The following is a 12,041-nucleotide window of genomic DNA, read 5'->3' on the forward strand; positions in this document are numbered from 1 at the left end:
CTTGATATGATGGGGTGATGTTTCTCATCGAAGTAGTACTTACTTGTTCATCGAAGTAGTATTTACTTGTTCATCGAAGTAGTATTTACTTGTTCATCGAAGTAGTCACTATTTGGGGGAAGCAAAACATGTTTTGTCAGAAATCTCACCATTTAGGATATTCGGTTGTTCTTCAGCATGGTGTTGATTACCCGATGTGTCATGTCTTTTGCTCCTTGCGTGAACAGAAACAGGGTGATGACATATAGCAGGACAAAGATGGCAGTGAGTGACACGCAATAGCTTGTCCATTGCATAAAGTCGTGATAAGGGTCGAATGGAAGGAGGCGTGAGCTGTAAGAGGCTATGCCAAAGGCAATGGCAAAGCCGAGCCATGTAAGAGCAACGGTCTTCCAATAGTGCCATATAGAACGTTTGAAACTGGTGCGATAAAGAAACAGGGGCTTCCATACCACGATGATGGGCACTAAACTGGCTATCTTTCCAATCAATACACCTGCCAACCCCCACTGGATGCACGAAAAGATGGTGACGCTGATGTTGATGCCTGCCTCAACCCATGCCGACCAGGTGTCGTGATAGTTGCCACAGGCTGCGTTGAAGGTATCCACGGCACCGCGGGAAAGCATGATGAACGCATTGACCAGCAGCAGGATGAGGATAGGATGGCTGAGCAGGTATTCTTGTCCTAACCATAGATAAATGAATGGCTGAATGCCCTGATATATGGCAAATACTACGATGCCCGCAATGACATAATGCGTGAACAGCATCTCGCCAAACACACGCTGTATTTTTTCCTTGTCACCCTCGGCAATGAGATTGCCCACGCCTGCCACAATACCGCCCATCATGGTGGTGAAGAGCATGGTGATGCGCCCGACGACCAGCGTGTAGTTGCCGTAATAGGCCACCATCTTAAGCGACACGAAAGCAAAGATGAGTATCTGGTCGCTCTACTGGATAAGGAAATCCTTCATCTTGTGGACGAAGACCTGCTTGGTCTTCTGCACAATCTCGGGATACTGGCTGCGCATCCTGTTTCCCACTGCGGCGGATGCTGTGAGCCAAGGATAGGTCTGTCGAATTTTCCAGTTCAGGATGGAGGCATGGATGAAGCTATAGACCAGTTCGATAGACACCCACAGGTAGAGGTTGGCGGTGTAACAGACCAAGCCCATCTGCACCAATGTTTTGATGAGTATGGCTGTCTGGAAATAAGCCGTCACCACATAGTTCTTCTGGTCGGCATAGAGCAGTATGGAGCGGTAGTTGATGAAATAGCCGATGAGCGAGGAGGTGAGCAGCGAGAAGAAGGCGAAATAGATGATGCCCAACTCGAAGATGGTGTGTTGGAACATGAGGGGGAAGAAAGCACTGACGATGATGCCTGCCGCCTGTACAAAACAGCCGATGTAGCGGTAAAGGCTGCCAAAGACCGATACGATTCTGCATATCTCGTCTCTGTTCCCCTTGGCAATGGGCTGATAGAGTGCATAGCTCACCGAGGCTCCCACGCCCAATTCGGCTAAGTTGAGAAACCCTAAGATATTACCTAATGTGCCTGTCAATCCGATAAAGTCTGCCCCCAAATGGTCGAGAAAGACTTTCCGGGAGAAGAAGGAAACGAGGAGCGCCAGGAAATAGAACAGCAGGTTTACCCTGGCATTAAGCAGCGATTTGTTGGTTCTCGATTCTTTGTTCATTGCTTTTTTTGTGGTGATGCAAGACACTTCATCTCCTATATTGTGACGTGGGTCACGTCACCTCCTATTCGTAGGCAACGGTGGTGTTGGGTTGGGGAGCGGTGTACCAGTTCCAATATCTCAGGTTGCTCATGTCTATTGCCCAAGGCGAGAATTTGTTGTAGGCGGTGGTGATATGCACGCCTTCCATGGGCCAGTGCCAGTTGCCTGCCACAAGGATGGCTTGTGGCATCACGCCCGGTTCGTAGGGTAGGGTGAGCAGGTCGCCGCAGTCCTCGCAAGTGCCGCGCTGCACCTCGATGTAGAATCTCTTGGCATCGTCTGAAACGGTATAGTTGCGCAACCATTTTACCTTGTCCAGCTCTACGAAAGTCACTGTGGCGTAAGCCGAAGTGGTATTCACCTTGGTCGTACTCTTTTGTCTAAACAGTTCATGAATTTCTCCCAGGTTCTGGTCGCCGTCAGGTCCATCGTAATGCAGGTACATTTTCTCTGAAGAGCCAACGGCCATAAGGGTGATGCCGCATGTCTCGTTCTCATCATCTGGCTGAATCCTAATCACGGCATCGTTGAAGTCGAAGTCGTTGTCGCGCCACACATCCTCGTAGGCAATGGTCCATACCTGTTTTTCCACCGATGGCAGCAGCACATCAATGTCGGGGACGGTGATGAGGGGCATCTCGCTCTCCATATCGGCATGAAGGCCAAAGAGCACGTCGTTGCAGTCGAAGTCGCTGTTAGCTCCTTCATCCTCCATGCCCATGATGGTATAGCCATGGTCCTGTATCAGCACACTCCTGTGCTTTCCGTCGGTGTTGAGCACCTTGGCCGACCAGTTGGTCTCGTACATGGGGTTGGGCAGTCTGCCGGAGGGCAGGCCCCTCTTCACGTCAAGCTCGCGCTGTGCACTGTTCTGCCGTCCCTCCATCTTCAGATAGAAGCCGATGCGGTCGCCTGGTTTTACATTAATCTCCCATGTCAGTCCGCGAGCCTTGGTCATCCGGTTGCCGTATTTGTTCATTACATGCTGTATGTTATAGGTATCGTCGCCCAAACGGTCGGCCTTCGTGGTGAAGGGGGCCGTATAGCCGTCGCGGTAGTCGAAATTACTGTCATACCATGTGTCTATTCCGTCTAACTGATATTGCAGTTTGGCTTCGCCATTGATATAGTCGTAGGCATGTGTGTCTACCATGTCCACTAATTCCAGATCCTGGTAGGTGCCGGGAGAATGGCGGTAATAGCCAAGAATTCGAGAAGAATTACATCCGGTGAATCCATAGAACACCGTGATCTTGAAAGGCCCTTGGGATATCAGCTCATAGTTGCCGTTGAGTCCACGCTTCTCGATGTCCATTCCTTCTCTGGTGTACTGGGTGACAATGTCGATGCCTTCGCGGTTCACCTCCGTATAGCCGATGTTCCTCAGGATGTCTGTGCCATAGAGCGACTGTCCGGCACGTGTGGCGCGAGATGTGCTGCGGGTGTTGTCTTTCAACTGATTAACGTCAAATGCCACCGTTTGGACGGGAGCACCAGTAAGAATCACGTCTTGTCTAACCATCTGCTTCTCTTCTTTGGCCATCAGCACCACTCTCGTGTTGCCCGACTGAGGCACAGTCATATAAAAGGTGGTGTCTTTGTTTACAAACTGGTAATCAAGCATGGTTCCCCTTTCTCCTTCCACAAAATAGGCGTATATGTCTGTAGGCTCATCGGCCTTGGCCACCACCTTCAGTTTCACGGCGGTTTGCCACCATTGCATCGTATTGTAGTCTCCACCCAGCAGTTCTTTAAAGGCGTTTTGGGTGTGTTCTACTGCCGAAATGTCCTTGCCGTCGCTACAGCCCATGAGGGTCAGAGCAGTGACAGCCAGGGCAATACATCCTTTGATTATGTCCATCGTCTTCATCTGTTTTCGGTTATGATTACTTTGTCATTTTCCATTTTCCATTTCACCTTGCCCTCCATGGCACGGATGATATCTGCCAAATAGGCAGCCTCGGGCAGGTTGCCTGCCTTCTTGAGATAATTCTTGGCATCGGTGAGGCGGCGCATCTTCACACAGCCACATGCCGCATTGAGATTGGCTGTGGCATCGTCGGGATACTGGCGGGCAGCTATCAGCAGCGCATCCATCCATCCGTCGGTGCCCTCGCCGTAGTTCTGTGCCACTCGATACATTTCCTCTATACTCAAAGCCTCAGGATGGGTGTATATCAGGCGGCGCGCTTCCTTTACGGGATAGTGCTTGACCTCATATTCTATGGTATAGTCGGTGTGGCGCAGACCTGGATAGACATATTGCAGCAACCAGCGGTAAGGTTCGCCACCGCCCACCTGCTTGAGCAACTGCTCCTTCTCGTCGAGGTCCATGTTGAGGTTAATTACCCGCAGCAGTTCGTCACGGTGATCGATCACATATTGTGGCATTTCGGGTGTCTCCACAATTGACTGATGTTCATACCAAATGTTGTCCTTGGTGCGGCGGCTCACGCCACGGGTGTCGATAAAGGTGCGTAGGTTGGCCCAGTCTTCAGGCGTATAGGCAGTCTTTACCACCGACTCTCGGATGCCGTAGCGCTTGCAGACATACTGTTTGAGCGACTGGGTGCGCCCCTTGGCTAAGCGGGTGTTGTTGCTGTAAGGACTCTCTGGAGAGGCATAGCCGTGGAAAGTGACACGTTGCACGCGGATAGACTTGTCGAAGAGCGCATGCTCTATTGTCTTGCGCAGCCGTTTCAGCTCCTCGGGGTTGCGGCGGTATTTGGAATCGATGAAGGTTTCGTTGATGGGGTAATCAAGGAATGCCCTTCCCTCTACAATGCGCTGCTTGAGTCCTTCGCTGTTTGGAATTCTGAATGGCAGGGTGGGTACCGTGTGCAGACGAGTGTCGTAAATGATGGTGGTGTCTGTTCCCCCTGGCTTTGGGGTCTTTTTGCCCAGGACATAGGTGACACCTATCTTCATGTTGGAACGCATGTCCAAAGGCGAGCCTGTCTTCACACCATTAAAGCGGTCGGCAAAAATGGTGTGGCTCAGTTCCATGCCCAATTTCCATTTGTCGTTAAGCCGATAGGTGATGTCGAAGCCTGCCCTTGCTGCAGGCACCACCTTGCTCTCTGTTGAATAGGAAGCCGAGTAGGAGAGGGGAATGTCTTTGGGATAGCCGAAGGCGTAGGATGCTCCCACACCGGCAAATGCCTTGACATTCAGTCTGGCTCCACGGCGTTTGGGGCTTACTAGCGCATCGGTAATGTCGAAGGTGGCATCGGCAAACAGGCCAAGGCTCTGCCAGCCCCAGGTGTCGGGGGTTTCACATTGCTGCACGTTGCGGCTCTTGTTATAGTTGTATCTCAAGGTGGTGCGCCATCCCCAAAGGGCATTGAACTCTTGGCCTATGCCGAGGAACACGCCGCCGGACCATGGATAGGATGAAAATTCAGACATGGGCAGATTTTCGTTGGCCGACTTGTTGATTCCTCCATACAACTGGAAGTTGAGATTGTCAATGCCTGTATGGGAGGTTCCCGACAGGACATCATCGGCATGCGTGTTGAGACTGGATGTGGCCAGCATCATGCAGATGCAACTGAATATGAAGAAATAATGTTGTTTCATCTCATAAAAACTTTAGTTGTTGATTACACGCCTTGTCAATATTTGTAGTTGTAATAATAGCCGTATTTGTAACCGTATTGGCTCACCGGCTTGATGGCGTTGAGCACAATGGAGAGATTCTTGTATTTACCGTTCTGCACTTGGGCATCGAGCTGATATACCGATCGACACTGGAACAGGCCTGCCCTAATCACATACAGTGTGCGGTCGACATGGTGCTCGATGATGCTGGCATCGGCCAATGATTCTGTCATCGGACAGTCGATGAGGATGAAATCGAACTGTGGGCGCACCTGTTCAAGCAGCAGGGGCATACGCGGGCTTGACAGCAGTTCGGTGGGGTTGGGAGGGGTAGTTCCCACAGGAAGGATATACAGCGAGGGGAGTTCGTCGTGCTGGTAGATGACCTCCTCTACATGCTCTACCTTCTCTCCGAGATAGTTTGCCAGACCAACCTCTCTGTTGCCGAAGGTGTGTGTGGCGGTTGCACGGCGCATGTCGCCGTCGATGATTAATACCCTGCGCCCTTTGATGGCCAATGCCAAAGCCAGGTTCATGGTGATGAACGACTTGCCCGAACCGGCAAACATTGAGGTGACAAGATACACATTCTTGTGCTTGGGCGTGTCGGACATGAACTCTATGTTGGAGCGCAATATGCGGAATGCTTCGTTGATGGCGTTCTGGCTGTCTTGCTGCACCAACAGGGGTGGAGGCATACGCCTGCTCCTTTTATTTTTCTTGAAATGGATGCCGTTCAACTCCACACGCTTCTTGACGTTGTCAAACAAGGGCACCTCGCCGACAACAGGTATCTGGGTGCGGCTCTCGATGTCGAGTTTGCCGCGCACCGTGGTGTTGAGGCTTTCCCTGACAAAGATGATGACTGCAGGCAAGAGCAAGCCTATGAGTATGGCAGCAAGTAGTACGTTCTTCTTGTTGGGGTAGGTGGGAAACGGGCTGCCGTGGGGCATGTCAACCACCTGCGTGGGTGCCGGGGTATAGGTCATGCTGATTTCGTTCTCCTCTTTCTTCTGTAGCAGGTAGAGGTAGAGGCTCTCCATCACCTTCTGGTCGCGCTCGACCGACAGCAGTTTCTTGGCCTGGTCGGGGTTGGATGTCACCTTCTCCTTTACATCGGCATTGTAGCCCTGCATCGAGCCTATCTGTATCTGAATGGTCTTGATGTAGTTGGAGATGGTGGCGATGATGTTCTGGCGTATCTCTCCCAATTCTTCCTCCTGGCGCATGATGATGGGGTTCTGGGTGGATGTGCCTTCAAGATTGTTCTTCAGTTTCAGCAGCAAGGTGTTGTATTGGGCTATCTGCTGGCCTGCCTCGCTGCTGGTCAAACCTGTGTGTGCCGGCAGCAGCTTGTAGCGCGACTTGTTGTCTTTCAGCACATCAAGGATGTATTGCGCCATGTACAGCTGGTTGGTGAGCTGAAGTATCTCCGACTCCGACTCGTTCTGCTGCTGCAGGTAGAGGCCGCTGGCCTGTTCGAGGTTGGTGATATGGTGGCGTGTCTTGAAGGTGGAGATGCTGTCATCCACCTGGTTGAGCGATTTCTCTATCACCAAGAGACGCTCATCGATGAAACTTGCCGTGTTTCTTGCCATCTGTTTTTTCTCGTTGATCCACCGTTCGTTATAGACCTCTATGATGGTGTTGAGCACCCGCTCTGCACGCTCGGGTGAAGTGTCGGTGTATTTCAGGTTGATGATGGTTGACTTCTCATCGTCGAGTGTCGTGGTTAGTCCACCTTGTAGGGTCTTTGCCACCCTTTTGGCCTCGCTCTTTGTCCTGATGGTATCTAGGCGGTAGGCCACATCGGTGAGCAGGGCAAGCGATGTGTATTTGCGGAGCACGTTGGGCACATTGGTCGGCTGCTGTATCAGCGCCATGTTGTTGAAGTTGTTGCCGTTTGAGCTCTGGGCCACGGTGCCTTGGGTGGTCTCCTCTTTTACCAGCACTGAAGCCTCACAGGTGTAAACATCGGGCGTGATGGACAGGTAATAGATGGCCACCAGCAGAAACATGGCGAGGGAGAGGCCAAACCAGCTGGAGTGGCTGCGGCATAATATCCAAAAATCCTGCAACGACAGAAACTCTTCTATCTGTTTGTTAAAAGATGTATTGCTGTTCATTGTTATCTTGTTATTTGAATATTGCTATTAATGAGGCTAGCATAGAGATGATTGACATCCAGATATAGGGCGTGTGGAATATGTTGCCTGTATTGGTGGAGTCGCGCTTGCGCTTGTCGTTGGGGGTGACATACACCAGGTCGTTCTGCTGCAGATAGTAGCCGTCTGAAAGCATTGTCTGCTGCATGTCGGTAAGATCTATCTGATGGACCTCGTTCACCCCATTGTTGTTGCGGCTCACCATGACGGCACGGCGGTTGCCGTTGATGGTCAGGTCGCCCGACTTGGCCAGGGCGTCGATGACGGTGAAGTGGTCTTTGGTGATGGGCACATTGCCGGGACTGGACACTTCGCCAAGCACATTGACGCTCATATTGACATACTCTACGGTGACGATGGGTTCACTCACCAATTCGCGGGCGATGAGGCGTTCCTTGATATAGGCTGCCACCTCCTCGCGTGTCATGCCCTCTACGCGTATCTTGCCCAACACGGGAAAGTCGATGGTGCCCTGTTCGTCCACGGTGTAGGCGATGATTGAACTTCCCGACCCGCTGCTGACTGTGGCGGGCGACGTTTCGGCACCGAGGATGTTGTTGCTGTTGCCCCGCGAAGTGAGGGTGAACTGCTGTTCGAGCATGGGGTTGCTGCTGTTCACCACAATGCTGATTTTGTCTTCGGGGCGCAGACGGAACTTATGTTCTGCCTGGAGTGCCATGCCCTTAAGCTGCATGGCATTTTGGAAGTAGGCAATGTCTTTAGGAGTGGAGCATGAATACAGCAATGCTGCCGCTATCCATAGCATGGCGTGACGCCAATTCAATATAATTTCTCTTTTTTTCATCTATTGTTGTTCAATCAATGAATTGTTCGTTCTTTTTTCTTTGCGTTTCACCAACAGGTAGATGATGATATTGACCACTATCCAGAGGGTGATGTCGGCTGCCAGCAGCAACATGACCCCCAAATCGTTGCACAGCATCACATTGGTCAAGGTGAGCAGGGCCGATGACAGGATGAGGGTGATCATGGTTGTGCGTTCACTGAGTCCTGTCCTTATCAGGAGGTGGTGGATATGGTTGTTGTCGGGCAGGAATGGGTTGTTGCCATGGAGCAGGCGGTAAGCAAACACCCTCATCACATCGAAACACGGTATCATCAGCGGCAAGGCGGCCAGAAGGTACTTGTTGATGTGGGGCAGGGAGTCTTGCGGCATCTGGGTGAGTTTGATGTTGAGGAAGCAGAGCATCATTCCTAAGGTGAGGCTGCCCGTGTCTCCCATGAAAATCTTCCTTTTCCTTTGTGTGCCGAACACATTGTAATAGAAGAACGGGATGAGCACTCCGACAAAGGCAAACGACAACAGGGCGTAGATGTTTTGACTGCAAAATACAAAGGCGATTCCGTAGCAGACAAAGGAAAGGATGCACAGACCGGAGGCCAGACCATCGATGCCGTCGATGAGGTTGATGGCATTGATGATGAATACCATGGCAAGCGCGGTGAGGGGGACAACCGTCCACTGAGGCCATGATGCAAGCAGCAACTGGGTGCGGAGGCCTGACAGTTCCACACCACTGAAAATGATAATCAGTACACTTATGGACTGGGCGATGAACTTGAGATGGTAGCCCACTCCTCTGATATCGTCAACGACACCAAGGATATACGATAGTATCAGGGCGCAGAAGACACTGGCCAATGGCAGGGACTCTGATGCGACTTCGGCAAGCAGCTCGCCTTGTCTTGTCACTATATTCACCGCCACCACAATGGTGAACGACAACATCAGTGCCGGCAGGAAGGTGGTGCCGCCCAGACGAGGAGTGGGGGCTTTGTGCACCTTTCTTTTGGCGGGTTTGTCTAACAGATTCTTGCGGTAGGCCAACAACTGGACACGTGGTATGGCCACTCCGATAATCAAAATACATAACGCGAAGGTTGACAGACAATCAACAATCCATGAAACGCTCATACACTATTTTCTTCCCAAACAACCTCAACAGGTGATATTTGGATTTATTTCACTTAAACTTAATAGTATCATGGTCAAAGCGAGATCTCCTGGTAAAGATGGTCAGTCGATGGCTTGCAGAAAAGCTGACGGAATGTATGCTGTTACAGCTGTCAATAAACCATCTATAACCAAACCCACTCTTTGTTGTCCACGATAACGTGCTACTATACCAGTTACTCCGGCAAAATTACCCTCGATGATTTTTACCTTCTCGCCTTGTTTGAACTTCGTTACTTCTTCTTGCAAAACTAAGGTGTCAGATCCCTCTTTCTCACAAATAATTTGAAGACTCTTTATCTGATTGTCTGGAACAATCAGAGGAGTTTTCATAATGCGCGCACCTATGTGAGTGTGCTTATAGTAAAAACGTAAGTAAGGGAGGTTTATATTGTCGTAAACAAATGACTTTATCTCTTCTTCCGTTCCACGTGCAAAGAATATATTTGGAAGACGAGATTCTTCAACGGTCTTTCGCTTGCCGTTAACTTCCTTGACGGTCTTGATTGTCGGATAGTATGCCTCTACATGCTTTCCGACCAAATAATCGTATGCCTTCTTTTCGCGTCCGTAGGTGACACGGAGGGCATACCAATGGGGAACTTCTTTCGGTTTCCTCCTAAGGGTTTTAAGGGGAGTTGAGCTGTTGGCTCTTCCTCCTTCGACCTCAGGATAGTCAAAGCAGGCTTTGTATCCTCCACTCGGTTTGTCATCGGTTCCCGACAGGGCATTTCTGGTGGACACCCCTGTATGTGAGTTCTCCGCCAAAACTGGCTCTTGAACTTCGGGGAGGACATCGGGGGTAAGCCCGGTGCAGGGAGGAATTTCACCGCCTCCATGGGTGTTATCATCTATTGATGCGTTATCAGCGATTTTCATATCGGTGACCTTACTTTGCTCTAGACAGAACTCCGTTAAAGACATAAAAAAAGCGTGAGTCGTCCTGTTGTCTATCCCACGGTCTGAGGCTCTAGCAATTGCCTATTTTGGTTGAACAGACAACGTCAGAGCCCACGCCGATATGAGTAATCGCTCCATTGCATAAAGTAGACGACACCTCAGCAAAACGCTCAAGCCAATTTGGCGGTTCCGCTTTCGGTTTGCGCTACTTTTGGGAGACCTATATAAACAATCTTATTGCGCCCGAAAAGGTACAATTCGTGCTTACAAGGTCTCCGCAGGAGTGATATAATCACACCCGGGACATCTACCGTTGCTACGTTCAAGACCAAACATTTCTGTGACTTGCTAGATTACAGACCGTCTCAAACACAGCGTCAAGTAAACGCTTTCATTATGTCTGGACTATTTTACATAAAGTAGGCGGCACCTCAGCAACACGCTCAAGCCAGCTTGGCGATTTTGCATTCGGTTTGCACTACTTTTCCCACCCAATGCCCGCTTTGTACTGCTTTGTCATTATGTGACTCCGCCATACTCAGCACGGCGTAGGCTGCCTCGCCCAATGCCATGAAAGAACACGTCTAACTGTGACAGATGGAACTAAAGGCTAATAGTCCTAGTGCAAAGGTACGCATAATTTTTTAATTAGATGATAACAATTGAAAAGAAATTTTTGCATAAATCTTAAAATTAACAAGAATTAACCCAAGTTTGCTGCCCTGTAACTATTCAGCGATAACCATATAGCAGTTGTCCGTGCTTAGAACAAAGCCCGGATAGCTGCGTATGGTGAGTTGTTGTGTTTCTTAGTGGTCTCTACGATTGAGAGCAGGTCAAGAAAGGCATCATATATAATAAGGTACGTGTATATAATAAGGTATATGGAAAAGAAATTGTTGACAAAAAAGCATAAGTTGTTAATTCAAGTTTCGCAAGTTCAGAAGTTAATGAAGTTAAAGGAGTTATCGCTCCCTACGGTCGCTGAGGAGTTAAGACAATAGTCTTTTTGTCGTAGTTTTTAAGCAGCAAGACATACGTCTTAACTCCTTAACTTCCTTAACTCCTTTAACTTCCTGATATGCGAAAGTTCAGTAGATTAGATAATTTGGAGGGAAGTGTTTCAAAAGGAAGCACTTTCCTCCTTTTCGTTTCTTTTGATAGAACTTTTTCCTCCTTTTTCGTTTCTTTTAGGTTAAAAATCAGAAGAAAAGTATTAAATCATTTGCAGATTACATTTATTTTCCGTAATTTTGTCGGAAAATAGAGAAATATGGAAGGATTGGTAATGATTTATGCGACTATTACGGTCGTTGCTGGTGCTATGGCACTTTGGCTTCATACAAAATGGGGTAAGAAATTCTTAGAGAATCTCTAATTTTATAGTTTGAGAAATATGGCAGCAAAAGAAGAAAATGAAAAAGCTAAGTTCGTCAGAGAAAGCGTTGTGAAGTATTTCTTTGATATGTGTAAGTCCACTTTTACCGTTATGGTATTAGGTGGGATGGCTGCTCTGTTTGGTATCGTTGAGACCAATCAGGTAGATTCTTATTGGGCGATTTTTTGGGGTGTGTTTTTGACTGTCATTTTATTTGTGATTGGTTTGTTAATTTCTAAAAGATAAATATATGAATACATTGGCTTTAACTTTCG

9 protein-coding genes are annotated in these 12,041 nt (G+C 49.2%); 1 reads left to right on the top strand and 8 read right to left on the bottom strand.

Translation table 11 applies throughout. The annotated features are described in order from the left end of the window. Nucleotides 1–152: 152 nt before the first annotated feature. From ACTQ16_RS03370 to ACTQ16_RS03405, 8 genes are all read right to left on the bottom strand, one after another. Complete coding sequence (locus ACTQ16_RS03370) at nt 153–917, bottom strand: hypothetical protein (protein WP_441936099.1); 765 nt, start codon at nt 915–917, stop codon at nt 153–155. Nucleotides 918–956: 39 nt separating this feature from the next. Further along, nucleotides 957–1,706, bottom strand: coding sequence for a hypothetical protein (locus ACTQ16_RS03375; protein ID WP_441936100.1), 750 nt, complete (start codon nt 1,704–1,706; stop codon nt 957–959). Nucleotides 1,707–1,770: 64 nt separating this feature from the next. Next, a complete protein-coding gene (locus ACTQ16_RS03380; RefSeq protein WP_441936102.1) occupies nt 1,771–3,609 on the bottom strand; it encodes an LruC domain-containing protein in 1,839 nt (612 codons plus the stop codon). 5 nt (nt 3,610–3,614) lie between these two features. Continuing rightward, the gene (locus ACTQ16_RS03385; protein ID WP_441936103.1) at nt 3,615–5,327 is read right to left on the bottom strand and encodes a hypothetical protein; all 1,713 of its coding nucleotides are present in this window, start codon (nt 5,325–5,327) and stop codon (nt 3,615–3,617) included. A gap of 35 nt (nt 5,328–5,362) precedes the next feature. After that, nucleotides 5,363–7,300, bottom strand: coding sequence for a polysaccharide biosynthesis tyrosine autokinase (locus tag ACTQ16_RS03390; protein ID WP_441936104.1), 1,938 nt, complete (start codon nt 7,298–7,300; stop codon nt 5,363–5,365). A gap of 184 nt (nt 7,301–7,484) precedes the next feature. Next, a complete protein-coding gene (locus ACTQ16_RS03395; RefSeq protein WP_441936106.1) occupies nt 7,485–8,318 on the bottom strand; it encodes a polysaccharide biosynthesis/export family protein in 834 nt (277 codons plus the stop codon). Next, nucleotides 8,319–9,449: a glycosyltransferase family 4 protein gene (locus tag ACTQ16_RS03400; protein ID WP_441936108.1), complete on the bottom strand. Its 1,131-nt coding sequence runs from the start codon at nt 9,447–9,449 to the stop codon at nt 8,319–8,321. It lies immediately after the preceding gene. A gap of 102 nt (nt 9,450–9,551) precedes the next feature. Beyond that, the gene (locus tag ACTQ16_RS03405; protein ID WP_441936110.1) at nt 9,552–10,367 is read right to left on the bottom strand and encodes a UpxY family transcription antiterminator; all 816 of its coding nucleotides are present in this window, start codon (nt 10,365–10,367) and stop codon (nt 9,552–9,554) included. A 1,417-nt stretch (nt 10,368–11,784) separates the two neighbouring features. Here ACTQ16_RS03405 and ACTQ16_RS03410 point away from each other — a divergent pair. After that, nucleotides 11,785–12,012: a DUF6722 family protein gene (locus ACTQ16_RS03410; protein ID WP_441936112.1), complete on the top strand. Its 228-nt coding sequence runs from the start codon at nt 11,785–11,787 to the stop codon at nt 12,010–12,012. Nucleotides 12,013–12,041 lie beyond the last annotated feature (29 nt).

It is taken from the genome of Prevotella sp. LCP21S3_D2 (assembly GCF_052118345.1).
Taxonomy (GTDB): Bacteria; Bacteroidota; Bacteroidia; order Bacteroidales; family Bacteroidaceae; genus Prevotella.

Coding starts and splice junctions, on each gene's coding strand:
- ACTQ16_RS03375 (WP_441936100.1), bottom strand. CDS start 1,706: ATGAACAAAGAATCGAGAACCAACAAATCGCTGCTTAATGCCAGGGTA.
- ACTQ16_RS03380 (WP_441936102.1), bottom strand. CDS start 3,609: ATGGACATAATCAAAGGATGTATTGCCCTGGCTGTCACTGCTCTGACC.
- ACTQ16_RS03370 (WP_441936099.1), bottom strand. CDS start 917: ATGGTGGCCTATTACGGCAACTACACGCTGGTCGTCGGGCGCATCACC.
- ACTQ16_RS03410 (WP_441936112.1), top strand. CDS start 11,785: ATGGCAGCAAAAGAAGAAAATGAAAAAGCTAAGTTCGTCAGAGAAAGC.
- ACTQ16_RS03385 (WP_441936103.1), bottom strand. CDS start 5,327: ATGAAACAACATTATTTCTTCATATTCAGTTGCATCTGCATGATGCTG.
- ACTQ16_RS03405 (WP_441936110.1), bottom strand. CDS start 10,367: ATGAAAATCGCTGATAACGCATCAATAGATGATAACACCCATGGAGGC.
- ACTQ16_RS03395 (WP_441936106.1), bottom strand. CDS start 8,318: ATGAAAAAAAGAGAAATTATATTGAATTGGCGTCACGCCATGCTATGG.
- ACTQ16_RS03400 (WP_441936108.1), bottom strand. CDS start 9,449: ATGAGCGTTTCATGGATTGTTGATTGTCTGTCAACCTTCGCGTTATGT.